We start from the raw sequence: 23,536 nt of genomic DNA on the forward strand, positions 1-23,536 counted from the left end.
TGACGGAAAAAAATACGGATTTTCAGCGAAAGGTGGTAAAAAAGTAACACTTTTTCGGCCGTGCCGGCCGGGGGTCAGCGTGAGGTGATCATATAGCCCATCGCCCGGATATTCTGGATGAAATCCTCTTTAAGCCCCTTTTTCAGGCGGTTTACCTCGGCACGGATGGTCGCATTGTCAATGATTGCCTCATCCCAGACATAGATGCGGAATGTTTCGAAATCGACCACCCGGTTCATGTTGCGGGCAAGCAAATCGATAATCTGGTGCTGACGCCGGGTCAGCGTCTGCGGTTCGTTGTCGAACAGCAGGGTCTCGTTGAGCATATCGTAGCTGTAGCGCTTGGAGAGGCGCAGGTGTTTGCGCTGGTCCGGCGGGACGTCGCGCATGACCCGGTTGATGTGCAAGAGAAGCTCCTGCAGGTGAAAGGGCTTTTTGAGGTAGTCGAAACAGCCCAGCTCATACGCCTTCGAGATCTCGGCGATGTCGGTCTGCGCGCTCGTGAAGATCGCGGGCACGGCGATCTTCGCTTCGTTCAGGCGTTCCAGCAGGCTCAGCCCGTCGATGGAGGGGACATTGATATCGAGGATCAGCAGGTCGTACCCGCCCTTCATGATGGCCTCCAGGGCTTCCGCCCCGTCGACGAAGGCGTCGACCTTGTGGTTATGCATCTGCAGGTACTCGCTTACGGCGCCCTGCAGCATCACCTCATCTTCAAGCAGCAGAATTTTCATCGCACCCCCCTTTCGCAATAATATAGGTAAAGGCCGTCACCCCCGCCTCGGAGCTGATCTCCGTCTCGATGCCGTACTTGTTGCAGATCGACTTGACCAGGTGCAGCCCCAGCCCGAAACCGCTCAGCTCGTCCGCTTCCCGGTAGAAGGGTTCGAACACTTTTTCCGGGCGGTCAATGGGGTTCGAGCGCGTCGTGAAACGCATGCGGGCCGTCTGCGCCACCACCTCCAGCTCGACGTCGACCGTGCTGTCGGGATAGGCGTACTTGATGGCGTTTGAGAGGTTGTTGTCGACGATGCGACGCAGCTCCTCGTCATTCATGCAGACCGGGACCGTCTGGGCGATCTTCGCGGCGACGCTCAGCCGGTTGGCGGCCATGACGCTCTCGAAGAACCCCAGCCGCGCCTGCAGGAACGCCCCCAGGTCGATCGTATCGGAGGGGTAGTCGATCCGCTCCTTCTTCACCATGTAGCGCAGGTCGTCAAAGATCGTATGGAGCATCTTCGCCGCCGCTTCGATATGGCCGAGGAAACGGTCCTCCCCGTGCATGTGGCGGTAGAGGTCGATCTGCGTCATGATCACCGCCAGCGGGGTGTTCACCTCGTGGATGGACTGCTTGATAAAGGCGTCCTGCGACTGCACGAGCTGGTCGCTGAACGCCTTCTCATGCCGCAGCTTGGCTGTTTTCTCCCGCACCTTCTGCTCCAGCGAGGCGTTGAGGTCGGAGAGTTCCAGGTTGCGCTTGTGGATGGTATCGACCATGCCGTTGACGTGCTCGACCAGGGTCTGGAACTCGGCGATCCGGATCTGCTCGCGCTCAATGACGACGTAGCGCGACGCGGCGAGGGAAAAGAAGTCGCTGAAGGTGCGGATCTCATCGCGCAGCACCTTGTTGATCAGCTTGATTCCGCTCAGGGCCAGGGCGAAGAGGATGGCGCTGAGGGTGAGGATCTCCATAACGTACTTGATGAGCTGGTCGCGTTTTTGCAGCTTCTTCTCCGCGATCATGGCATCGATGTCATCAAGGTAGACCCCCGAACCGATCAGCCAGTGCCAGGGCTTGAAGGCGACGGCCGAAGCGATCTTGGGGGAGAGTCTGCCCGTCGTCGGCTTCTCCCAGACATAGTGTACGAAGGTGTCCTTGCCCGCCGCGGCGATCAGTTCCCGCAGGATCTTCACACCGTTGACGTCCTCGATGTCCAGCATATCCTTGCCGTAATTTTCCGGTTTGTTCGGGTCGTTGATATTGACGCCGTCGAGGGTGTAGATAAAGATGTATTTGCTGCCGTCACCGCGGTCATAGAGGGCGTTGATCGCATCGATGATATTGCGCTGGAGCACCGCTTCGTCAAGCCGGCCGTGCCAGCGGCCGTACTCGTGCTCGACAAAACTGAGCGCGCGCTGCGTCTCCTCACGGATCAGCTCCTTTTGCTGCTGCAGGTAGGTCGCGCGCATCCGGGCCGCATCCCGGTCGAAATCACGGTACTCTTCGAAAATGACCAACAGCGTAAAGAGCATCGCAAAGCAGAAGAGTGCCACAATGGCAAGGAAGTTGATCTTCTCCAGGCTGATCGTATGCCAGGGGCCGTGCGATGCTTTTCTTTTCAATTTCTTATATCCCGTTTTCCCGTTAACTCAAGTGAAGTTTATCCTAAATCTCATGCGGAACCAATCACGGCAGGGATGCCATGTGGGGATTTTAGGCAGGAACGGCGCTACGGCGCAACACCATCGGTGCTATAATGTTCGCGCTTTAACACATCCGCGTGAAACTTCGCGTCTTGCGAAGTCGCTGCAGTGTGCAACACCAAATGAACAGGCTCTGACAATGCGACCTTTGCCCTCCATGGCTGCTTCCCGTATGCTGACAACCGTCTGTACGCTTCTGGCGGTGCTTCTTCTGCCGCAGGCCACCCTTATCGCTTCGGAACAACCAACGCAGCCGCTTGCCGACCCGGACGGCGCCCGCTACGCCGAACACGAACCGCACACCGAACACGGATTGATCGTCGCCGATTACCAGGTGATCCCCCTCACGGACAGCGGCACCATCGACCTGTTCGGGATGCGCTACCTGCAGCAGCTCAACAGCTGGCTCTATTTCGGCGTCGGCTTCCATGCCCCGCTGGTGGAAGGCGATTACGGCGGTTTTATGACCCTCGATGCCACCCTCCATGCCCAGTACCGCATCTATGAAGGGCTCTTCATCGACGCGGGGGCCACCCTCGGCGGCGGGGGCGGCGGTTCCAGCATCGCGCAGAGCAAGGAACTCTCCGGAACGGGGGGATTCGGCATCGGCTACATCGGCGTGGGCTACGCCTTTGAAAACGGCTTCTCGGCGGGGGTGAACTACGCCCGCATCAAGTTCCAAGATTCCCAGATCGACAGCTCGCAGGTCAATTTCTTTATCGAAAAATCCGTCGACTACTCCGCCGGTGCCTATGCCGATGCGGGCAAACTCGTCCCGGACATTTACGCCCTGCTCTCTTCGCACGAAAATATCCTTACCTTCGAGATGAACAATCTCTTTCAGATCGACCCGAAGGGCACGAACCACAAAACCATCAATACAATCGCGCTGCAGTTCTCCCATTTCCTCGATGAGGCCAACTACCTCTTCATCGAAGCGGAAATCGGCTACAAGGGCCTTCCGCTCTACAACCAGGTCCTCCCCGGTGCCGGCCACCGCTTCGCACTCACCCCGCGCCTGAACCTCTACGGACAGGTCGGCGTCGGCTCCGGAGGGTACTCCCCCGACCTCATCGACACCGGTTCGGGACTGCTGGTCTACCCCAAGGCATCCCTGGAGTACCTGCTGGGCGACACCGTCGGCCTGGCCCTCTCCGGGGGCTACCTGGCCGCCCCGACGGGCACGTCGAAAAACTATACGGTCGGCGCCACCCTCAACTACCACCTCTCGACCGGACGGCAGCACACGAAGGCATCGGCCAGCCGCTACAAAGGGTTCCGCCTCAGCCTCTTCCCGCAGACCGAACTCAACGTCAAGGTCGCCCATGCCGACCACCACGACGTCAATATGCTCTCGGCCCAGCTCGATGCGCTGCTGCACGAGAACTGGTATTTTGCGACCCAGGTCAGCGTCGCCTACAACGACTTCAGGGGCTACCCGGGATACGGGGAGATCCTGGCCGGCTTCGGGGTCCAGAACCACTACACCCCTTCCACGCGCTTTCAAAGCTTTTTCCAGCTGCTTTTGGGAACGAATGTCGACGGTGTCGTCTTCAAGCCCTCCGTCGGCACAAGCTACAGCCTCAGTGACCGGTTTGCGCTCTATGCGCAGGTGGGCCAGATCGTCTCCGTGAACATTTCGGACCTCTACCATGAGGAGAGGCCCTTCAGCGCGACATCCGTCGGCGCCGGTCTCACCTACCGTTTTTCGCTGCCGTAAGCCCGGCGGTAGCCTTGGCCTGCCCCGTTTTCTGCGGGTAACCCGCTTTAGAAACCGCCCGTTAAGTTTTTCCCAAATATAATGCGGATTAAAATACACAGGAGTACTACCTATGTTCGGTTTCGGAAAACAAGAACTCAAGACCTACGACTACAGCGCCGAAGAGATGGCATCGTTCCAATGGGCGAAAATGACCACCAGCAAGGGTGTCATGTGGCTCAAGCTCTATAACGAGGAAACGCCGAATACCGTCGCGAACTTCGCCTTCCTCGCCAAAGACGGCTACTACGACGGTCTGAACTTCCACCGCGTCATCCCGGGCTTCATGGCCCAGGGCGGCTGCCCGCACGGTACCGGTACCGGCGGTCCGGGCTGGAGCATCGCCTGCGAAACGGCCAACAACGTTCACAAGCATGTCAAAGGCACCCTCTCCATGGCCCACGCGGGTCCGAACACCGGCGGCAGCCAGTTCTTTATCTGCTTCGTCCCCTGCCCGCACCTCGACGGTGTCCACACCGTCTTCGGCGGCATCGAAGCCGATGACGCGGACTCCATGGCCGTGCTCGACAGCATCGCCGGCCAGGACAAGATCGAAAAAGTCGAGATCCTCGCCGAAAAAGCTTAATCAAGGCTCTACATGAATAGCTGGACTGACATTCTCGCCGTTAGGCGTAGCTTTAGTGAGAGGAATTGGCAAGGGGCTTTGCTCCTTGCCAAGGAGACAATCTAATGTTGGTCCATATCTGCTGCAGCGTCGACTCCCACTTCTTCCTGGAGAAGCTGCAGCGCGACTACCCCGAGGAGAAGCTGACCGGCTTCTTCTACGACCCCAACATCCACCCCTACTCCGAATACCGCCTGCGCTACCTTGACGTCCAGCGTTCGTGCAAAAAACTCGGCATCGATCTGCTCGAAGGCGCATACGACTTCGAAACCTGGATGGACGCCGTCAGAGGACTGGAGAAAGAGCCGGAGAAGGGGGCGCGCTGCGAGGTCTGCTTCGACCGCCGCTTCGAGGTGAGCGCGAACAAAGCCCTGGAACTGGGCGAAAAACGGATGACGACGACCCTGCTGGTGAGCCCGCTTAAATCCCAGGAGCAGCTCAAACGCGTCGGCGACGCTTTTCACCGCGAGCACGGTGTCGAGTTCATCGCCGTCGACTACCGCGCCGGCGGCGGGACCCAGGACCAGAGCCGGGTCACCAAGGAGCAGCAGCTCTACCGCCAGGACTACTGCGGCTGCCTCTTCGGGCTGAGCATGCAGCGCGAACACCAGGAGCGGCTGATGGACGAGATGTTCTCCCCCATCGACGGCCGTATCCTGCCCGCCTCCATCGAGGAGCGGCTGGCCATGTACGAACAGCGGATGGTCCTCGAAGATGCAGGCAGAACCTACCGCATCGTCAAGCAGAAGTTCCTCAACTACCGCCAGTTTACCTGCCGCCTCACCCGGGGCAAAACGGAGTCCGTCCCCGCGTATGCCCTGTACTACTCGACCCTGCCGCGCCAGCGTGCCAGCGGGAAAGTGGAATACGAACAGCACGGTATTTACTACTTCAACCGCGACGACGTCCGTTTCATCACCCTTGAGACCTTCAACCGCCGCCTGGGAACCACGTATGAAAACGTCAAGGCGCTCAGCTTTGAACCGCCCAGCCTCGAAGATGAACTCGCCCTGCGCCAGGAACTCAGCGACACCCCGTTCGACCTCTCGCCCCTCATCGTCGTCGACACGGCCCCGGAAGGCAAACTCACCCTTACCCTCGACGCCAAGGTGTATGAGGATACGAAAGAGCGGCTCATCGCAGACTAATCGGTTATTAACCCCTTTTTCGCTAAAATCACTCACTTTTCCCCGGCCAAAATATGCCGGGCAAGCTATCAGAAAAAGGAAGATTAACCCACTATGATCGATGTTGTCGAAATTCAGAAAATTCTGCCGCACCGCTTCCCGTTCCTCCTCGTAGACCGCGTCACCGAACTCAACCCGAACGAGTCCCTCACCGGTTACAAGAACGTGACAATAGGCGAACAGATCTTCGAAGGCCACTTCCCGGGCCACCCTATCTATCCGGGCGTTATGATCCTCGAGGGGATGGCGCAGGCAGGCGGTATCCTCGCGTTTAAAAGCATGGATATGAGCGAAGAAGAAGCGGCGAACAAAGTCGTCTACTTCATGAGCATCGACGGTGCCAAGTTCCGCAACCCGGTCCGTCCGGGCGACCGCCTGGAGTACCGCATGAAAGTCGTCAAACACAAAGGGGCCATCTGGATCCTGGAGGGCAAAGCCTATGTGGACGACAAGCTCGTTTCCGAGGCCGAGCTCAAAGCGATGATCGTCGACAAGTAAGGCAGGGATGATGAGCAAAATCTCACCGCAGGCGATCATCGAAGAGGGTGCCGTCATCGGCAACGACGTCGAAATCGGTCCCTTCTGTTTCATCTCTTCCGAAGCGACCATCGGCGACGGCACCAGGATCGCCCAGGGCGCCTGTATCTACGGGAAGACGACCATCGGCAAACATAACGAGATCTTCTCCTATGCCGTCCTCGGCTCCATCCCCCAGGACCTGAAGTTCGGCGGTGAGGATGTGGAACTCATTATCGGCGATCACAACAAGATCCGCGAGTTCACCCTCTTCAACCCGGGCACCAAAGGCGGCGGCGGCAAAACGATCATCGGCAGCCACAACCTCTTTATGGGCTACGTCCATATCGGGCACGACGTCATCATCGGCAACCACTGCATCCTGGCCAACGCCGCCACATTGGCGGGCCACGTCGAGATGGGGGACTACGCCGTCATCGGCGGGATGACCCCGATCCACCAGTTCGTCAAAATCGGCGACTTCGCAATGATCGCCGGGGCGTCGGCACTGTCGCAGGACGTCCCGCCCTACTGCATGGCCGAAGGCAACCGCGCCGTCATCCGGGGCCTCAACCTCACCGGACTGCGCCGCCACAGCGAGCGCAACGACATCGATGCCCTCAAATCCGCCTACCGCGACCTTTTCGAATCGGGTCAGCCCCTCAAAGAGACGGCGGCGGAACTGGTAGAGAGCAGCGACAACCACTACGTACACAACCTGTGTAACTTTATTCTGAAAACCAAACGGGGTATCCCCTTTGAGAGGAAGACAGCATGAAAGATCGTCACTGCAGTTTCTGCGGCACCCATGAAAGCGAGGCCAACCCCCTGATTGCAGGGAATGACGCCTATATTTGCAAGAACTGCGTCTTCTCCGCCTACAAGATCATGTTCGGAGACGAAGAGGCCCTCAGCGAAGCGGACAAGCAGCTCGTCGAGTATGTCGGTGATCTGATGACGCCCAAGGAGATCAACGCCTTCCTGGGCGAATACATCATCGGGCAGGAGCGGGCACGCAAGCTTCTCTCCGTCGCCGTCTACAACCACTACAAGCGGATCTTCAAGCAGCATGACCTCGACGACGATACGGAGATCGCCAAATCGAACGTCCTGCTGATCGGACCGACGGGCAGCGGGAAAACCCTGATGGCCCAGACGATCGCCCGTATCCTGAACGTCCCCCTGGCGATCGCCGATGCCACAAGCCTCACCGAGGCGGGCTATGTCGGCGAGGATGTCGAGAACATCCTGACCAAGTTGCTCCAGGCCGCCGACGGCGACGTCGACCGGGCCCAGCAGGGGATCCTCTTCATCGACGAGATCGACAAGATCGCCCGCATGAGTGAGAACCGCTCCATCACCCGTGACGTCTCCGGCGAGGGTGTCCAGCAGGCGCTGCTCAAGATCATCGAGGGCTCCGTCGTCAATATCCCGCCAAAGGGGGGCCGAAAGCACCCCAACCAGGACTTCATCGCGATGGATACCTCCAACATCCTCTTCATCTGCGGGGGGGCCTTCGACGGCATGCAGGAGATCCTCAAGCGCAAAGCGGGCAAAAACGTCCTCGGCTTCGGCCACGAGAAGAAAAGCACCGCCGAACAGGAGGTCACCATGCAGAGCGTCGAGCCCGATGACCTCGTGCACTACGGCCTGATCCCCGAACTCATCGGCCGCCTCCCGGTCATCGCATCGCTTAACGAGATCAGCGAAGAGGATATGATCCGTATCCTCACCGAACCGAAGAACTCGCTGATCCGCCAGTACGCCAAGCTCTTCGCCATCGACAACGTCAAACTGACCTTCGAAGACGATGCCCTGCGCGCCATCGCCGCCAAGGCCAAAGTCCGCAAGACCGGCGCACGCGGCCTGCGCTCGATCCTCGAAGAGACGATGATCGACATCATGTACGAACTGCCCGACTACAGCGGCTACGAGGTGGTCATCACGGCCGAGTGCATCACCGAGGGGGAGAAACCCCTCTACATCAAAACAGACGACAAGAAAAGCGCTTAAAGGAATACGATGCTTTTGAACAAACTGATCGGACTCTTCTCCAATGACCTCTCCATCGACCTGGGGACCGCCAACACCCTCGTCATCGCCAAGGGACACGGCATTATCATCAACGAACCCTCCGTCGTCGCGGTGAAGATGGAAAAATTCGGCCAGCAGCGCGTCCTGGCCGTCGGCCACGAGGCCAAAGAGATGGTCGGGAAAACCCCGGGTAACATCCGCGCCATCCGCCCGATGCGAGACGGCGTCATCGCCGACTTCGACATGACCGAAAAGATGATCCGCAAGTTCATCGAGAAGGCCCACGGCCGCTCGGCACTGATCAGCCCGCGTATTATCATCTGCGTGCCCTACGGCCTGACACAGGTGGAGCGTAAAGCGGTCCGCGAATCGGCCCTCTCCGCCGGCGCACGGGAAGTCTTCCTCATCGAGGAACCGATGGCAGCCGCCATCGGTGCGGGCGTGGACATCCGCGAACCCCAGGGGAACCTCGTCGTCGATATCGGCGGCGGTACGACCGAGATCGGTGTCGTCAGCCTCGGCGGCCTCGTGCTCTCCAAGTCCATCCGCACCGCCGGCGACAAGATCGACAAGGCGATCATCGACTACGTCAAACGCAAATACAACCTCCTTATCGGGGACCGTACCGCCGAGGAGATCAAGATCGAGATCGGGACGGCCCTGCCGCTGGAAAAGCGCCTCACCAAGGTCGCCACGGGCCGCGACCAGGTCGAAGGGATGCTCAGCACCATCGAGCTCACCAGCGACGACGCCTACGAAGCGATGAAAGAGCCCCTCAAGGAGATCGCCGAAGCGCTGCGTGATGTCCTCGAGAAGATGCCGCCCGACCTCGCCGGCGACATCGTCGACCACGGCATCATCCTCACCGGCGGCGGCGCCCTGATCCGCCAGCTCGACAAGTTCCTGGCGGACATCATCCGCATCCCGGTCTTCGTCGCCGACGAACCGCTCCTGGCCGTCGCCAAGGGAACGGGCCGCGCCCTGGAGGAGATCGACCTGCTCCAGGAACTCTTCGAAAATGAGTAAGCGCGCCTCTGCGCTCCTGCTCCTGCTTCTGCTGTTCGCGGGCTCCGTCTTCTTTTCGACGCCCCTGCAATCCCCCCTGCTCTCCGTCTTGCAATCCATCAACCGTTCCTGGAACACCTTTACCACCGGCATCGGCAACCTGATCGCGGAGAATTTCGAGCAGCAAGAGACCATCAAAGCCCTGCGAAAAGAGGCCGAACTCTACCGCCAGTCGCACTTGCTCCTGCACGAGATGGCCACCGAGTTCAACGCCCTGCTGGCCGAGAACAACTCCACCTTCCAATACGACCCGCGCGTCGCCCTTGTGCGCACCATCGCCTATGCCAACTTCGCGGACATGACCAAGCTCTGGCTGCAGATGGAGGATTTCAATACCTCGCGCCTCTACGGCCTTATCTACAACGAAACGGCCGCCGGGATCGTTACGGCGCGCGACGGCAGGCCCCTGGCCCTGCTCAACGGTGACTACCAGTGCACCTACGCCGTCTTCGTCGGCCCCAACAAGGCTCCGGGGATCGTCCGCGGGCGCAACAGCGACACCATGCTCGTACAGTACATCCCGACCTGGCTCGCCATCACTGTCGGCGACGAGGTCGTCACTTCCGGCCTGGACAACCTCTTCTTCGCCGGGGTCAAGGTCGGCAGGGTCCAATCCATCGAACTCACCGGCGGCTACCAGAACGCCGTGATCGAACCCTACTATAAAGGAAACGATCCGGATTATTTCCACGTGATCACCCGCATACGATGAAAAAGTTCTTCTCTCTTTTCCTGCTGCCGCTCCTGCTCTTTGCCAAAGACGATGTTTTCCTCGGTGCAGGCCCCTATTTCCAGACCCTGCCCTATAAAGATGCCGATCCCGTCGTACTTGCGACGCCCGTCATCTTCTTGGACAAAGCCCCCTTCTACATCCGCTGGACCCGGGTCGGGATGTACTTCTACGGCGAAAGCGGCGAGACGCAGAGCTGGGGGCTCTCCTTTACCGCACAGCCCCAGATCCTCGGCTACTACGAGCGCCGTGCACTGACCCAGCTCAATGACCGCTCCCAAACGCCGATCCTTCAGGGGATGACGGAGCGCGACAGCGGCTGGGAGGGCGGCCTGGCCGCCAGCTACGCCTACGGCGATTTTTTCGCGGAGTTCGTTGCCCTGCATGACATCACCGATACGAACAACGGCACGAAACTGCGCCTGGAAGCGGGGCAGAGCTTCAGCGTCGGCGACTGGTACTTCGTGCCCAGCGTCCTCGCCGTCTGGCTCTCCCAGCCCTTCTCCAATTACTATTTCGGCGTCAAAAACAGCGAAGAGGATCTGCTCATAGGCCGCCCCGCCTACCGCAGTGACGCGACGCTGAACCTGGCCGTGCAGACCTATGTAAAATACAACCTCAACGCCCACTGGCACCTGCTCGGCAATCTCCGCGCCGACCGCTTCGGCGACCCCGTCGCAGACAGTCCCCTGACGGATGTCCGCTACATGGTCAGCGGCATGCTGTCCCTGCTCTACTCCTTTGTCCTTTTCGGCGACGAAGCGCCCCTCCCCGACCCTGCGGAAGCCCCCTGAGAGCGCCGGGAAGACTCTTCCGGATCTTCACCCCTTTTTAAGGGCCTCCCGACTATAATACCCTCCTGAAATTTCATCTTTTTTCCGAAGGGTATCAATGCCAAAACGCGATGATATTAAAACGATTCTGCTTATCGGCTCCGGCCCGATCGTCATCGGTCAGGCCTGCGAATTCGACTACTCCGGCACCCAGGCGGTCAAAACGCTCAAAGAGCTCGGCTACCGTGTCGTCCTGATCAACTCCAACCCTGCGACGATCATGACGGACCCGGAGTTTGCGGACCGTACCTATATCGAGCCGATCAAAGAAGAGATCATCGCCCAGATCATCGAAAAAGAGAATGTCGACGCGATCCTGCCGACCATGGGCGGACAGACGGCGCTCAATGCCGCGATGAGCATGTACGAAAAAGGGATGCTCGACGGGATCGAGTTCCTCGGCGCCAACCCCGAAGCGATCAAAAAAGGCGAAGACCGTCAGGCCTTCAAGGAAGCGATGATCAAACTCGGCATGGACCTGCCGCATTCGCGCTACGCCTACAACATGGACGAGGCCCTCGCGGCGGCCGAAGAGATCGGCTTCCCGATTATCATCCGCGCCTCCTTCACCCTCGCCGGCGGCGGTTCCGGTGTCGCCTACAACATCGACGAGTACAAACTCCTCGCCCAGCGCGGCCTGGATGAGAGTCCGATCACGGAGATCCTCGTCGAGGAGTCCCTGCTGGGCTGGAAAGAGTACGAGATGGAGGTCATCCGCGACCGCGCGGACAACTGCATCATCGTCTGTTCCATCGAGAACTTCGACCCGATGGGGGTCCATACCGGCGACTCCATCACCATCGCCCCGGCACTGACGCTGACCGACAAAGAGTACCAGCGCATGCGCGACGCCTCCTTCGAGATTCTGCGCGAGATCGGCGTCGACACCGGCGGCTCCAACGTCCAGTTCTCCGTCGACCCGAAAACAGGCCGGATGATCGTCATCGAGATGAACCCCCGGGTCTCCCGCTCCTCGGCGCTCGCCTCCAAGGCGACGGGCTACCCCATCGCCAAAGTCGCGACCCTGCTCGCCGTCGGCTTCACCCTCGATGAGATCACCAACGACATCACCGGCACTCCGGCCTCCTTCGAGCCGGTCATCGACTACATTGTCACCAAGACGCCGCGCTTCACCTTCGAGAAGTTCCCCGAAGCCGAAAGCACTCTGACAACAGGGATGAAATCCGTCGGCGAAGCGATGGCCGTCGGCCGCACCTTCAAAGAGTCCATGCAAAAAGCGCTCTGTTCGCTGGAAACCGGTCTCAGCGGTTTTGACGAGATGACGGGCGACATGGACCACATCCGCCACGAGATCCGCCGGCCGAACGCCGAACGGATGCTCTACGTCGCCGAAGGTTTCCGCCGCGGCATGGGCGTGGAGGAACTCTTCGAACTCTGCAAGATCGACCCGTGGTTTTTGTACCAGATCGAAGAGATCGTCGCCGAAGAGCAGACCATCGACCTCGATATCCTCAACGATGCTGTCCGCCTCCGCAAAGCCAAGGCCAACGGCTTCAGCGACAAGAAGATTGCTCAACTGATCGTCAAGCAGGGTTCAGGCGACATCCGTGAAAGCGACGTCTACAACGCGCGCAAACGCATGGGCATCCACCTCGAGTACAACGAGGTCGACACCTGTGCGGCCGAGTTCGAGGCGCTGACGCCCTACCTCTACTCCACGACGAACATCACGACGCTTCCGGAGCAGCCTTCACGCGCTTCGGACAGGAAAAAGGTGATGATCCTCGGCGGCGGCCCGAACCGTATCGGCCAGGGGATCGAGTTCGACTACTGCTGTGTCCACGCCGCCTTCGCCCTCGAAGAGATGGGGATCGAGACGATCATGTACAACTGTAACCCCGAGACCGTCTCCACCGACTACGATACCAGTGATGTCCTCTACTTCGAGCCGATCGACCTCGAGCATGTTCGCGAAGTCATCGAGTACGAGAAGCCCAACGGCATCATCGTCCACTTCGGCGGCCAGACCCCGCTGAAGCTCGCCAACCCGCTGACGGCCATCGGGGCCCAGATCGCGGGGACGCCGGCGAAGGTGATCGACCTTGCCGAAGACCGCGAGAAGTTCTCCGACTTCGTGAACAAGCACAACCTGAAGCAGCCGGACAACGGCATTGCCACGACCAAGGAAGAGGCGATCAGCGTCGCGTCGCGCCTGGGCTACCCGGTCCTCGTGCGCCCCTCCTTCGTGCTCGGCGGCCGCGCGATGCGTATCGTCTACAAAGAGGAGGAGTTGCGCCAGTACATGGACGAAGCGGTCTCCGTCTCCAACGACGCGCCGGTCCTCGTCGACAAGTTCCTCGACCAGGCGGTCGAGCTCGACGTCGACGCCATCTGCGACGGCAGCGAGGTCTATATCGGCTCGGTCATGCAGCACATCGAAGAGGCCGGTATCCACTCCGGCGACTCCGCCTGTTCCCTGCCGCCGGTCAACCTCAGCGACGCCCTGCGCGAGCAGGTCGAACAGCAGACCAAAACCATCGCCCTGGGCCTCGGCGTTATCGGCCTGCTGAACATCCAGTACGCCATCTACCAGAACGAGGTCTACCTCATCGAGGTCAACCCGCGTGCCTCCCGTACCGTCCCGTTCGTCTCCAAGGCGACGGGTATGCCGCTGGCCAAAGTCGCGACCCGCGTCATGATGGGGGACACCCTGCGCAATGCCCTGGCCTTCTACGACCGCTACGACATCGTCATCGAAGAGAACGGCCTGCTCAAACCGCGCCTGCGCGACCACATCGCCCTCAAAGAGGCGGTCTTCCCGTTCAACAAGCTCTACGGTGCCGACCTGGTCCTGAGCCCGGAGATGAAGTCGACCGGCGAGGTCATGGGGATCAGCTCCAGCTTCGGCGTCAGCTTCGCCAAGTCTCAGATGGCGGCGGGCAACCGTATCCCGACGGAGGGGACCTGTTTCCTCTCCTTCATCGAGATGGACAAGCCTTCCGGCGTCGAGATCGCCCGCGGCCTGCATGCACACGGCTTCAAGCTCGTTGCCACCCGCGGGACCCAGAAGGTGATCGAAGAGGCCGGTATCCCCTGCGAGCCGGTCCTCAAAATCTCCGAAGGACGCCCGAACATCGAGGACATGATGAAAAACGGCGACATTACGATGGCGATCAATACTTCCGACAATAACACGTCGAAGAAAGACGCCACCGTCATCCGCCAGATCGTCCTGCGGATGAACATCCCGTACTTTACGACCCTCAGTGCCGCCCGCGCCGCAATCGATGCGCTCGGCCACATGAAGGACGAAGCTTGGACCGCCCCGCAGGCCCTTCAAGACTACCTGGTCTGACGCGACTCCTGCTGGTCCAGACCGACACGACCGTCGGTTTCGTCTCCCAGAACGCAGAGGCCCTTTCAGGGGCGAAAAGCCGGCCCGCCTCCAAACCTTTTCTCAAGACCTTCGCCTCGTTGAAAACCTACAAGCAGACCGGGCGTATCCCCGGACGTTTCAAACGCGAAGTGCGCCGAAAGACGAAGACGACCTATATCGTCAAGGGACAGGCTTTCCGTATCGTTCCCGAGGGCGGCTACCATCATCTGCTGCGCCCCTACGGCTGGCTCTACTCGACCTCCGCCAACGCGGCGGGCGGACGGTATGATCCCGCGTACGCCGCTGAAAAGGCAGATATCGTAATCGAGGATGCGCGGGGACTCTATGAAGCCATCCCATCCACTATTTATAAACTGAACCATTGCAAGAAACGGAGAATAAGATAACTATGAAACATATCAAATCCATCGCTTCGGGCCTCTACCTCGGCACGGCGGGCATCACGGTCATGAGCGTCCTCTCGGGCTGCGTCCAGGAGCAGCAGGAACCCCAGAATCGCTACCTCATCGTGCAGCAGCAGCCCGGCGGCAAATACGTCGTCGTCGAGGAGATGCCGACGGAAGGGCCCAACCGCGCCATCATCCGTGAATACGACGCCAACGGTACCATGACCGAACGCTTTATGAACGAAGCGGAGATGAAGGCGCTGGCCCAGCAGGAGTACGACAAGATGCAGGCAGGGCAGAGCGAACTGAACCAACCGCCCCAGGGCGAAGGGATGGGACTTGCGGGGACGATCCTTGCCGTCGCCGCCGGGTCGCTGCTGGGGAACATGATCGGTAATGCGCTGATGAACAACGCCAACTTCCGCCAGCATGCCGACCGCGTCAACAAAAGTGCCTACCATGCCACACAAAAAGCCAAAGCGTCCAGCAGCAAGAAAAGCTTCTTCGGCGGCACGAAGACCGGATCTTCTTCGACCTCCTCCACGACCTACGGAGGGTAAACGATGGTCCGACTCGATTCCCTCTCGGCACTGCCGAACGACACCCTGGACGAACTCGGCTTTACCTGGCACACCGACAGCGACGGGAGCCGCTATGTCGCCGACGAACTGGTCCTCGTCAGCGATGCCGAAGCCGAGGCCTACTACGAGGCCGCCAATACTCTTTATGACATGTACGTGCAGGCGGCGGAGTATGTCATCGAGAACGATCTTTTCTTCGATCTCGGCATCCCTTTCAACCTGATCGATCCCATCAAAAAAAGCTGGGAGAATGACGTGCACTGGCACGTCTACGGCCGCTTCGACTTCGCCGGCGGCATCGACGGGCAGCCCGTCAAGCTGATCGAGTTCAACGCCGACACGCCGACGGGCCTCTACGAAACCGCGGTCCTGCAGTGGGCGCTGCTCAAGCATAACGGTCTGGATGAAGCGCGGCAGTTCAACAATATCTATGAAGCACTCCTGCAGAACTTCCGCCGCCTCATCACCCTCTTTGACGACCCGGATGATTTCGAAAAGTTCTACGACGGCTGGAAGATCCTTTTCAGCAGCGTCGAAGGCAATGATGAGGAGGAGGTAACGACGAAGCTCCTGCGCCAGATCGCGACCGACGCGGGGTTCGCCACGGGGTTCGAGTTCCTGCAGAACGTCCGATTTGATGAGGAGGGGATCTCTGATACTTCCGACAACCCTTTCGAGTACTGGTTCAAACTCTACCCCTGGGAGGACATCGCGACGGACGAACCGGAACTCGCGGTCCTGCTGGGCAATATCATGGCCAACCAGAAGGCGATCATTCTCAACCCCGCCTACACCCTGCTCTTCCAGTCCAAGGGGATGCTCAAGATCCTCTGCGACCTCTTCCCGGACTCCCCCTACCTGCTCAAAACCTCATTCGAGCCGCTTCCGGGCATGAAACAGGTGGAGAAGAGGGTCTTCGGCCGCGAAGGGGCCAATACGCAGATCATGGATGCCGACGGCAGTGTCCTTGCCTCGACGGTGGGGCCTTACGGCAACTACCGCCCGGTCTACCAGGAGTTTGTCCCCTTTCCACAGGACCGCGACGGCAACCGTTACCAGGCCGGGGTCTTCTTCGCCTACGAGGCGTGCGGACTCGGTTTCCGCCGCGGCGGCGAGATTTTGGACAATATGAGCAAATTCGTGGGGCATATGTTGACGTGAACGAAGGTGAAGCGTCCCGGAGGGTCCGGGAATCGCACTATGTCAGAAAATAGATATCCGGCCGGTCGATAACGCCGACCTCCTCCATCTTCTTCTTGAGATCCTCGGATCCGGCAAAGGCGCGGGCTTTTTCGAGATCCGCGGCTTCAAACAGCGCGACGACCTCATGAGGATCGTCTGCGTTTTGAAGCAGATAGACCTCTTTCAGCCCTGCGGCGTCCCTTGCCGCCTTATGCCCGTCATACCCGGGCTTCCATGCGTTAAAATCCCTGACTTTGTGTCGAACCATCATATAAGCCATCTCTACCCCTTTGGTGAGTAATTGGATAACCGCCCGAAGGCGGCGGCCTTTATACTTTTTTCAGTATGAGACATCTCCGGTAGATTCCGACTTAATTATTAAAATCAAAATCTCCATTTTAGGAGCAAAGGGAACAAAAGAGGTGGTCACCTACTACCGGTATCGTAACGTCAGAACGGGGCTTTCAGCCTCCTTTGGTGTAGATTTAACACTTCTGTTATAGAGTTTCACTATACTCTTTAACTATGCCTGAGTGCGTCAGAACAACGAGAATGTTATCTGGGGACATTGCAGGACGGTTAATCTTCATTTCCAAGGACCAACATGACCCTTTTACACCGTGTATTGATCGCATCGTTTCTCTTTGTCTCCGGACTCTACGCCCAGGGCGTCGAAGTCTCCGGTATCTATGTCCGTGAAGTCCCGCCGAACCTCCCCAACAGCGCCGCGTTCATGCAGCTCACGAACCTGACGGACAAACCGGTCGCGCTCGTGAGCGCCGACTCCGATGCCGCCAAAACAGTTGAACTGCACGAACATGCCAATGTCAACGGCATGATGCAGATGCGCCAGATCCCGAAGATCGACATTCCGGCAAACGGCACGACCATGCTCAAACCGGGTGGTCTGCACGTCATGCTCATCGGCCTGACACAGAAGCTCAAAGCGGGCGAAACCGTCACCGTAACGCTGAACTTCTCCAACGGCGAAAGCGTCACGCTTAAGGCCCCGGTCAAAAAAGTGGCGGGGATGATGATGCAGCAAAAGATGAAATGCGGCAGCGGCAAGTGCGGAAAGTAACGGGTGAGTCTCAAAAAACTCTTTAAGATCCTCGCCATCCAGCTGGGCGTCGCCGTCCTGCTCGTCTTTGCCTACCTGGCCTACGATGCCGACGTCATCTACGAATGGCTCAGCGGTGATGTCAAATTCGGGAAAACGGCACAAGGGTGCGACCTGCATACAGGGGCCTGTACCGCGACAATGGGTGACGGTACGCCGGTGACTTTCGCCATCACACCGCGCCCTATTCCCGTCATGGAGAAACTGCAGCTGCACCTCTCGACCCCTCATCTCTACAAGACGCTCAAAGTCGAGATCTACGGTCTGAATATGAATATGGGCCGTTACAGCTATACCCTCACGCGCGGCACCGACGGCAACTACAGCGGCGAGGGGATGATCCCCACCTGTACGGGGCGGATGGATTGGCGCGCCAACATTATTGCCGAAGAGCCGACAGCACGCATCGGCACCTATTTTACCTTTTCGACGGAGTAACCATGGTCCAACGTCTGATCCTGATTCTTTTTCCCATCCTGCTGGCCGTAGGGGCCTACTTCTATGTCATTCCCACCATGGAACGGAAACATTACGACTTTACCCTTGAGAGTGCCGACGGTCCGGTCAGCCTCAGCGACTTCCGGGGTAAAAAAGCCGTCGCCGTCTATTTCGGCTACACCTACTGCCCCGACATCTGCCCGACGACCTTCTCAAACCTCACCGGGGCGATGAAGCTCCTGCCGCCCGAAGCGGCCGAAGAGGTGCAGGTCATCTTTGTCAGCGTGGATACCAACCGCGATACGCCGCAGAGCCTCAAGGAGTATGTCGAATACTTCTACCCGACCTATATCGGGGTTACGGGAACAAAACAGGAGGTCGACGAAGTCGTCTCACGGTACGAAGGGACCGAATACACGATTCTCGAGGGGGGAAGCGAGGCGATGGGGTACACCGTCGGCCACACCTCCTATGTCTACTTCTTTGACAAGCAGGGGAACTTCAGCTCCCGCCTGAACCATAGCATTGATCCCCGCGAAACGCTGACGCATATGGAAAAGGCGCTCGGCATCGCTCATTGATGACACGGTATCCGAGCGAAGCCCGGATACCTTTGCTACGGCAGTGTTGAAAAGATTGAAGCGCTGACGTTACGCCTCTTCCTCCCGGCCGTTGCCGCCGGTACCGAGCAGCACGGCAATCCACCTTGTTGACTCCTCCGAATCAAACACGATCTTGACCATGATCGTCAGCGGGATGGAAAGCAGCATGCCGACCGGTCCCAGCAGCCACCCCCAAAAGATCAATGACAAGAAGACGACCAGGGTGGAGAGGTCAAGCCCCCTACCCATTACCTTCGGCTCGATCACCGACCCCACAAGAATATTGATGACGACGTAACCGGTCGCGATCCAAAAGGCCGAGGCCAGGTCAAGCTGGAGCAGTGCCAGCAGAACGGCCGGGACCGCAGCCATGATCGACCCGATATTGGGAATAAAATTCAGCAAAAACGCCACGACGCCCCACAACACCGGGTAATCCAGACCGAAAAGCAGCAGCAGAAGGTAGACGAGAAAACCCGTCCCGGCGCTGATCAGCGCTTTGAGCGCCATATAGTGGTTAATCTTCGCCAGGATCTCATTGAGATGCTTCTGCCCTTCGGAGTTGTTCCGGCGGTAGATGAACGCGATCTTATTGCGGTAGGCCACCCCTTCGAGCATCATGAAGACGGTCGTCAGCAGGATGACAAACCCGTTTGTCAGGATCGCACCGAATCCTTTGAGCGCTCCGGTCATGTAAGCAAAGACCGCACCGGGGTCCAGCAGGGACTGTAGGTTCTTTTCCGGCAGCGTCAGCCCCTGTGCGGTCAGCCAGGCCGCCACCCCGCCGAGGCGTTCCCGAAGATCGGCTTCGTAACCGGGAAGGTTGCCGATGAAATCATTCGTCGCATGGCCGACAATGACCCCGAAAAGGACGAAGCAGAGCAATAGCAACCCTACGAGCAGTACCATGGCCAGTGCTGTCGGGATCTTCCGTTCCATCAGAAAGTGCAGCAACGGCATCAGGATGATCGCAATAAACAGGGAGAGCAGGAAGGGTATGATAATCGTCGACGCCGCTTTAATACCGGCAAAGACGATGACGACAGACGCCAGTATAATAAAGAGGTTGCCAAAACGGTTTGTCTGTTCCATGCCTTAGGCTCCTGACTGGATTTTTTTCTTGTTGGTGCGCTGCTGCAGATAGTTTGCGAGGTTCATCAGACTGAGCGTCACGAGGAAGATCATCAAGCCCGGGAAAAAACTGACCCACCACGCAATGTCGATCACCTCTTTCCCGTTGCTGAGGATCGTCCCCCAACTCATCTGCGGCGCGACGATCCCCAGTCCCAGGAAGCTGAGCCCCGACTCGGAGAGGATCGCGCCGCCGACGCCGAAGGTGAAGCTGACAAAGAAGATCGGGGCGAGCAGGGGCGCATAATACTTCAGCAGAATCTTGGTGCGGGTGACGCCGGCAATGTTGAGGATCTTGATAAAGGGCTGCGACGTCACGGCAAAGCTTTCCGAACGCACCAGCCGCGCCGTCGTCATCCAGCCCGTCACAGAGATGATCAGGATCAGGACCAATGCCGAGGCGTTGACGTAGCTGACCAGTGCCAGCAGCAGAAAGAACGTCGGGAAGGTGAGAAAGAGATCGACGACAATGACAAACCCCTTGTCGACCATCCCCCTTGCATACCCGGCGATCGCCCCGAGTATAAACCCGAGGAAGGTCCCGATCAATGCACTGCCGACCCCAATGATAAGCGAGATCTTGCCCCCTTCGATAATACGTGCCAGCAGATCCCGCCCAAGGCGGTCCGTACCGAACGGATGAGCAAAGGATGGAGCCGCAAGGATCGCATCACTGTTCAACATGTAAGGGTCGGCCGTATAGAAGAAACCGCCCACAAAAGTCAATAAAACGATCACGGCCAGCAAGAAGAGCGTTTTGCGCGGAGAATCATTCATCTGCAAGGCACCAGTCTATCGGAGAGATCCCCGCATTTTGCAGGTAGGCATTGGTCCGTGAAAAAGGTTTGGAACCGAAAAAACCGCGGTAGGCGGAGAGCGGAGAGGGGTGCGGGGAGGTAATGATATGGTGGCGTGAGGCGTCGATGAGCGACGCTTTCATCTGCGCCGGCCGTCCCCAGAGGATGAAGACCAGCTGCTCCCGGCCGTCACTGAGGGCCTTGATGGTCGCATCGGTAAAGCGCTCCCACCCCTGCTCCTTGTGCGAATGCGCCTGGCCCGCCCGGACGGTCAGCACCGTGTTGAGCAGGAACACCCCCTGCTCCGCCCACGCCTCCAGTGTCCCGTGCTGCGGAACCTCGCAGCCGATGTCTTCTTTCAGCTCTTTGAAGATGTTCTGCAACGAGGGGGGATGCGCAATGCCCCTCTGCACGGAAAATGCCAATCCATGCGCCTGGTTCGGTCCATGATAGGGGTCCTGTCCCAGAATGACGACTTTGACTTTCTCATAGGGCGTCAGGTTGTATGCAGCGAAGATATCGGCTCCTTTTGGGTAGATGGGATAGGCAGCTTTTTCGGCAAGCAGGAATGTCTTCAGCTCATTGAAATAGGGCTGCCCGAATTCCATAGCGAGCACACGTTTCCAGGAAGGGTCGATCTTGGGGTCAATCTGCATAGCACCATCCGTATATAGAGTCCGACGTAGTATACAGAAGAATGTGTTTGGGATGCGTAAAACGGAAGGAGTCCGCCCGAAGGCGGAAGAATGAAGTTGTTAGTGCACGATGCGCTTAGAACGCATAGTTCAGCTGTACTGTCACACCTGTCTGGGAGTGTTTGACATCAGCAGAAGAGTTCTGCGTTGCACCAGCTGCGTTAGCTGCGTCCGTCGTTGAACCACCGTTCTGGAGCACCATATTGTAAGCCAGGCCCTGTCCCATTGCACTTGTGTCATAGGAGAAGCTAACTTCAGGCGCATAAACGAAGGCGGCGTCGACAGAAAGCATTTTGCTGAAGCTGTATGTTCCACCTGCTGTAACATGCGACTCTACGACTGCCGGGAATCCCGCGAGGTTGAAGAAGTTTTTGACGGCACCATCATACTCGCCCGGAGACATCATACTCGCCCCAGCTTGTTCCTGGATCGGGTTCTCAGCATAGTTATAACCGAGGCGGACCGCCCAGTTGTTTCTCTCATACTGGTAACCGACGGAGAAGACATTCTGGTTGTCCCACTCAAACTCTTTGTATCCTTTCGCATCTGCCCAGCGGATCTGCTTGTAATCGAATGCGATCGTGTTACCAGAGCCCAGAACGTCATAGCTGATACCGAAACCGATCTCCGCCGGCTGCTCAAGATGGTCGTCGATACCGGTCAGGCCGAACGCCTGAGACGTTACTTCGAGGGTATGATCATAGGTCATATCGATAGAAGACTGGTATTTGGCACCCAGTGTCAGGCCCGTGATGCCGACTGCACCTGCATCATAAGCAATACCGACTTCATAGCCGAAACCGAAATCTTCGGAAACACCGGAACCCTGCGGGTCAATTCCGCCAGTAGCCAGTGGCATTGCATAAGCAATGTTCAGTGAACCATACTGAAGCATCGGAGCGACACCGACACTGAAGCCGGAATTGCTGTAGGAAACCGGTACGGCGAAACGCATCAGCTGCAGGTTCGTACGCATACCGAAAGAGCCGTTACTGCTGACGCCTGTAGAACCGTCAAGCGTGTCACGGTAGTCCGTACCCATACCGGCAACACCGAACATGCCGATACCGACAACGACGTTGTCATTGATACGTGAAGCGAGTGCAACCTCTGGGATCATACTCATATCAGCCTTGCTTGTATCAGACGCTACCGGCATGACAGGCGTAGCTGTCGCAGCAGAATACGCTTCTGCAAACGCATTGGATTCAAAATCAACCTTTGGCATAAAGAGCGTACCGCCGAAAGAGATCTCATTACTTTTGACAGCAGAAAGCAGTGCCGGGTTAGCGAGACCGCTTTCAGCACCGAATGCAGTGGCAATGCCTACACCACCCATACCGCGTGCTTTCGCACCGAGACCCATCAGGTTATCACCGTTTGTTGCAAACGCCGAAGTTGCAGTCAGAGCCATTGCAGCAGCCATTGCCAGTTTGATTGTACGTGTCATCTATTCTCCTACGAATATAAATCAAATGAAAGCATTCGCTTCCGATTTCGATCATTATATGCACCGGAAAATAAACTGATTCTAAAGCCGAAACTCCCTATTTAAGGTGGGATAATAATAATTTTAAGCAAAAGAGTGAAATAGGAAGAAATAAAATATATTTATATACTAAAGTTATGATTGTGGCATATTTTTTCTATTTTCTGTTATATTCCATACAGAAAGTTCATTTTGATAGAAATGTGTGAAATATTTGACAATATTGTGAGTATGTTTCGAAATGAAACACTATTTGATTCATAGCAGATCAGCACACTCTTCTCGGTCTTCCTATGCTCAATGCAATCATGCTGAAATGCCTAGTTCTGGGAAGCACTAAAGGAATTTCATTGATCAATCCATGCCCAAAGGAGCTAAGAAAACACAGCTTCGCAATACATTTTACGTTTATGTTGATGGGAAATAATCTAGCGATGAATAGAAGAAAGAGACTGTTGATTGATTAGTTGTGAAGAAATTCCGATGAACCAGGCGGCGACCTACGTTCCCAACCCTGAAAGGGTCAGTATTATCAGCGATGAGAGGCTTAGCTTCCGGGTTCGGAATGGGGCCGGGCGTTTCCC

Annotated in this window: 23 protein-coding genes and 1 rRNA gene; 16 read left to right on the forward strand and 8 right to left on the reverse strand. The window is 57.7% G+C overall.

What is annotated here, in order from left to right; translation table 11 throughout:
- Window positions 1-74 precede the first annotated feature (74 nt).
- Together ACXWTF_RS12390 and ACXWTF_RS12395 are read right to left on the reverse strand one after the other, a co-directional pair.
- Window positions 75-734 carry a response regulator transcription factor gene (locus ACXWTF_RS12390; RefSeq protein WP_461715293.1) on the reverse strand — a complete coding sequence of 220 codons (660 nt, stop codon included), beginning with the start codon at window positions 732-734 and terminating at the stop codon, window positions 75-77.
- Window positions 715-2,343, reverse strand: a complete 1,629-nt coding sequence (locus ACXWTF_RS12395) for a sensor histidine kinase (protein ID WP_461715294.1) — start codon at window positions 2,341-2,343, stop codon at window positions 715-717. The genes ACXWTF_RS12390 and ACXWTF_RS12395 overlap by 20 nt, the downstream gene beginning before the upstream one ends.
- A 220-nt stretch (window positions 2,344-2,563) precedes the next feature.
- Here ACXWTF_RS12395 and ACXWTF_RS12400 point away from each other — a divergent pair, with 220 nt between their 5' ends.
- From ACXWTF_RS12400 to ACXWTF_RS12460, 13 genes are all read left to right on the forward strand, one after another.
- Window positions 2,564-4,144 (forward strand): hypothetical protein, encoded by a 1,581-nt coding sequence (locus ACXWTF_RS12400; protein ID WP_461715295.1) that lies wholly within the window; start codon window positions 2,564-2,566, stop codon window positions 4,142-4,144.
- A 112-nt stretch (window positions 4,145-4,256) separates the two neighbouring features.
- The gene (locus ACXWTF_RS12405; protein ID WP_461715296.1) at window positions 4,257-4,769 is read left to right on the forward strand and encodes a peptidylprolyl isomerase; all 513 of its coding nucleotides are present in this window, start codon (window positions 4,257-4,259) and stop codon (window positions 4,767-4,769) included.
- A gap of 104 nt (window positions 4,770-4,873) precedes the next feature.
- Complete coding sequence (locus ACXWTF_RS12410) at window positions 4,874-5,956, forward strand: epoxyqueuosine reductase QueH (protein WP_461715297.1); 1,083 nt, start codon at window positions 4,874-4,876, stop codon at window positions 5,954-5,956.
- A gap of 93 nt (window positions 5,957-6,049) precedes the next feature.
- Window positions 6,050-6,493: a 3-hydroxyacyl-ACP dehydratase FabZ gene (gene fabZ / locus ACXWTF_RS12415; RefSeq protein WP_231018798.1), complete on the forward strand. Its 444-nt coding sequence runs from the start codon at window positions 6,050-6,052 to the stop codon at window positions 6,491-6,493.
- A gap of 10 nt (window positions 6,494-6,503) precedes the next feature.
- The gene (gene lpxA, locus ACXWTF_RS12420; protein ID WP_461715298.1) at window positions 6,504-7,289 is read left to right on the forward strand and encodes an acyl-ACP--UDP-N-acetylglucosamine O-acyltransferase; all 786 of its coding nucleotides are present in this window, start codon (window positions 6,504-6,506) and stop codon (window positions 7,287-7,289) included.
- On the forward strand, window positions 7,286-8,524 hold the full coding sequence (gene clpX, locus ACXWTF_RS12425; RefSeq protein ID WP_461715299.1) for an ATP-dependent Clp protease ATP-binding subunit ClpX: 1,239 nt from the start codon (window positions 7,286-7,288) through the stop codon (window positions 8,522-8,524). The genes lpxA and clpX overlap by 4 nt, the downstream gene beginning before the upstream one ends.
- A 9-nt stretch (window positions 8,525-8,533) precedes the next feature.
- The gene (locus ACXWTF_RS12430) at window positions 8,534-9,571 is read left to right on the forward strand and encodes a rod shape-determining protein (RefSeq protein ID WP_345969537.1); all 1,038 of its coding nucleotides are present in this window, start codon (window positions 8,534-8,536) and stop codon (window positions 9,569-9,571) included.
- Complete coding sequence (gene mreC / locus ACXWTF_RS12435; protein WP_461715300.1) at window positions 9,564-10,322, forward strand: rod shape-determining protein MreC; 759 nt, start codon at window positions 9,564-9,566, stop codon at window positions 10,320-10,322. The genes ACXWTF_RS12430 and mreC overlap by 8 nt, the downstream gene beginning before the upstream one ends.
- Entirely contained in the window at window positions 10,319-11,134 is an 816-nt protein-coding gene (locus ACXWTF_RS12440) for a MipA/OmpV family protein (RefSeq protein WP_461715301.1), read from the forward strand. Before mreC ends, ACXWTF_RS12440 begins: the two co-directional genes overlap by 4 nt.
- 97 nt (window positions 11,135-11,231) lie before the next feature.
- A complete protein-coding gene (gene carB, locus ACXWTF_RS12445; protein WP_461715302.1) occupies window positions 11,232-14,489 on the forward strand; it encodes a carbamoyl-phosphate synthase large subunit in 3,258 nt (1,085 codons plus the stop codon).
- Window positions 14,450-14,917: a hypothetical protein gene (locus tag ACXWTF_RS12450; RefSeq protein WP_461715303.1), complete on the forward strand. Its 468-nt coding sequence runs from the start codon at window positions 14,450-14,452 to the stop codon at window positions 14,915-14,917. Before carB ends, ACXWTF_RS12450 begins: the two co-directional genes overlap by 40 nt.
- Window positions 14,918-14,919: 2 nt before the next feature.
- A complete protein-coding gene (locus ACXWTF_RS12455; RefSeq protein WP_461715304.1) occupies window positions 14,920-15,477 on the forward strand; it encodes a hypothetical protein in 558 nt (185 codons plus the stop codon).
- Window positions 15,478-15,480: 3 nt separating this feature from the next.
- Window positions 15,481-16,659 carry a glutathionylspermidine synthase family protein gene (locus tag ACXWTF_RS12460; RefSeq protein ID WP_461715305.1) on the forward strand — a complete coding sequence of 393 codons (1,179 nt, stop codon included), beginning with the start codon at window positions 15,481-15,483 and terminating at the stop codon, window positions 16,657-16,659.
- Between the two features lie 37 nt (window positions 16,660-16,696).
- Here ACXWTF_RS12460 and ACXWTF_RS12465 read toward each other — a convergent pair whose 3' ends face one another.
- Window positions 16,697-16,960, reverse strand: a complete 264-nt coding sequence (locus ACXWTF_RS12465) for a hypothetical protein (RefSeq protein WP_461715306.1) — start codon at window positions 16,958-16,960, stop codon at window positions 16,697-16,699.
- Window positions 16,961-17,284: 324 nt separating this feature from the next.
- On the opposite strand from ACXWTF_RS12465, the gene ACXWTF_RS12470 reads away from it, so the two are divergent.
- Genes ACXWTF_RS12470 through ACXWTF_RS12480 form a run of 3 tightly spaced genes read left to right on the forward strand, consistent with a single transcriptional unit; the run spans window position 17,285 to window position 18,819 of the window.
- Entirely contained in the window at window positions 17,285-17,761 is a 477-nt protein-coding gene (locus tag ACXWTF_RS12470; protein WP_461715307.1) for a copper chaperone PCu(A)C, read from the forward strand.
- Window positions 17,762-17,764: 3 nt separating this feature from the next.
- Window positions 17,765-18,238: a hypothetical protein gene (locus ACXWTF_RS12475; protein WP_461715308.1), complete on the forward strand. Its 474-nt coding sequence runs from the start codon at window positions 17,765-17,767 to the stop codon at window positions 18,236-18,238.
- A 2-nt stretch (window positions 18,239-18,240) separates the two neighbouring features.
- Window positions 18,241-18,819 carry an SCO family protein gene (locus ACXWTF_RS12480; RefSeq protein WP_461715309.1) on the forward strand — a complete coding sequence of 193 codons (579 nt, stop codon included), beginning with the start codon at window positions 18,241-18,243 and terminating at the stop codon, window positions 18,817-18,819.
- 69 nt (window positions 18,820-18,888) lie between these two features.
- On the opposite strand, the gene ACXWTF_RS12485 is transcribed toward ACXWTF_RS12480, so the two are convergent.
- The 5 genes from ACXWTF_RS12485 to rrf all read right to left on the reverse strand — a co-directional run.
- On the reverse strand, window positions 18,889-19,932 hold the full coding sequence (locus ACXWTF_RS12485; RefSeq protein WP_461715310.1) for an AI-2E family transporter: 1,044 nt from the start codon (window positions 19,930-19,932) through the stop codon (window positions 18,889-18,891).
- A 3-nt stretch (window positions 19,933-19,935) separates the two neighbouring features.
- Window positions 19,936-20,748: an ABC transporter permease gene (locus ACXWTF_RS12490; protein ID WP_461715311.1), complete on the reverse strand. Its 813-nt coding sequence runs from the start codon at window positions 20,746-20,748 to the stop codon at window positions 19,936-19,938.
- A complete protein-coding gene (gene ung / locus ACXWTF_RS12495; RefSeq protein ID WP_461715312.1) occupies window positions 20,741-21,424 on the reverse strand; it encodes a uracil-DNA glycosylase in 684 nt (227 codons plus the stop codon). The genes ACXWTF_RS12490 and ung overlap by 8 nt, the downstream gene beginning before the upstream one ends.
- Window positions 21,425-21,539: 115 nt before the next feature.
- Window positions 21,540-22,913 carry an OmpP1/FadL family transporter gene (locus ACXWTF_RS12500; RefSeq protein WP_461715313.1) on the reverse strand — a complete coding sequence of 458 codons (1,374 nt, stop codon included), beginning with the start codon at window positions 22,911-22,913 and terminating at the stop codon, window positions 21,540-21,542.
- Window positions 22,914-23,439: 526 nt separating this feature from the next.
- A 5S ribosomal RNA gene (gene rrf / locus ACXWTF_RS12505) occupies window positions 23,440-23,536 on the reverse strand; the annotation flags it as partial.

The organism is Thiomicrolovo sp. ZZH C-3, from assembly GCF_054862725.1.

What these genes read in the sequence shown, in the direction of transcription:
- ACXWTF_RS12430 (WP_345969537.1), top strand. Translation starts at nt 8,534, where the DNA reads ATGCTTTTGAACAAACTGATCGGACTCTTCTCCAATGACCTCTCCATC.
- ACXWTF_RS12485 (WP_461715310.1), bottom strand. Translation starts at nt 19,932, where the DNA reads ATGGAACAGACAAACCGTTTTGGCAACCTCTTTATTATACTGGCGTCT.
- ACXWTF_RS12440 (WP_461715301.1), top strand. Translation starts at nt 10,319, where the DNA reads ATGAAAAAGTTCTTCTCTCTTTTCCTGCTGCCGCTCCTGCTCTTTGCC.
- lpxA (WP_461715298.1), top strand. Translation starts at nt 6,504, where the DNA reads ATGAGCAAAATCTCACCGCAGGCGATCATCGAAGAGGGTGCCGTCATC.
- fabZ (WP_231018798.1), top strand. Translation starts at nt 6,050, where the DNA reads ATGATCGATGTTGTCGAAATTCAGAAAATTCTGCCGCACCGCTTCCCG.
- ACXWTF_RS12400 (WP_461715295.1), top strand. Translation starts at nt 2,564, where the DNA reads ATGCGACCTTTGCCCTCCATGGCTGCTTCCCGTATGCTGACAACCGTC.
- mreC (WP_461715300.1), top strand. Translation starts at nt 9,564, where the DNA reads ATGAGTAAGCGCGCCTCTGCGCTCCTGCTCCTGCTTCTGCTGTTCGCG.
- clpX (WP_461715299.1), top strand. Translation starts at nt 7,286, where the DNA reads ATGAAAGATCGTCACTGCAGTTTCTGCGGCACCCATGAAAGCGAGGCC.
- ACXWTF_RS12465 (WP_461715306.1), bottom strand. Translation starts at nt 16,960, where the DNA reads ATGGCTTATATGATGGTTCGACACAAAGTCAGGGATTTTAACGCATGG.
- ACXWTF_RS12490 (WP_461715311.1), bottom strand. Translation starts at nt 20,748, where the DNA reads ATGAATGATTCTCCGCGCAAAACGCTCTTCTTGCTGGCCGTGATCGTT.
- ACXWTF_RS12500 (WP_461715313.1), bottom strand. Translation starts at nt 22,913, where the DNA reads ATGACACGTACAATCAAACTGGCAATGGCTGCTGCAATGGCTCTGACT.
- ACXWTF_RS12480 (WP_461715309.1), top strand. Translation starts at nt 18,241, where the DNA reads ATGGTCCAACGTCTGATCCTGATTCTTTTTCCCATCCTGCTGGCCGTA.
- ACXWTF_RS12455 (WP_461715304.1), top strand. Translation starts at nt 14,920, where the DNA reads ATGAAACATATCAAATCCATCGCTTCGGGCCTCTACCTCGGCACGGCG.
- ung (WP_461715312.1), bottom strand. Translation starts at nt 21,424, where the DNA reads ATGCAGATTGACCCCAAGATCGACCCTTCCTGGAAACGTGTGCTCGCT.
- ACXWTF_RS12405 (WP_461715296.1), top strand. Translation starts at nt 4,257, where the DNA reads ATGTTCGGTTTCGGAAAACAAGAACTCAAGACCTACGACTACAGCGCC.
- ACXWTF_RS12390 (WP_461715293.1), bottom strand. Translation starts at nt 734, where the DNA reads ATGAAAATTCTGCTGCTTGAAGATGAGGTGATGCTGCAGGGCGCCGTA.
- ACXWTF_RS12410 (WP_461715297.1), top strand. Translation starts at nt 4,874, where the DNA reads ATGTTGGTCCATATCTGCTGCAGCGTCGACTCCCACTTCTTCCTGGAG.
- ACXWTF_RS12460 (WP_461715305.1), top strand. Translation starts at nt 15,481, where the DNA reads ATGGTCCGACTCGATTCCCTCTCGGCACTGCCGAACGACACCCTGGAC.
- carB (WP_461715302.1), top strand. Translation starts at nt 11,232, where the DNA reads ATGCCAAAACGCGATGATATTAAAACGATTCTGCTTATCGGCTCCGGC.
- ACXWTF_RS12470 (WP_461715307.1), top strand. Translation starts at nt 17,285, where the DNA reads ATGACCCTTTTACACCGTGTATTGATCGCATCGTTTCTCTTTGTCTCC.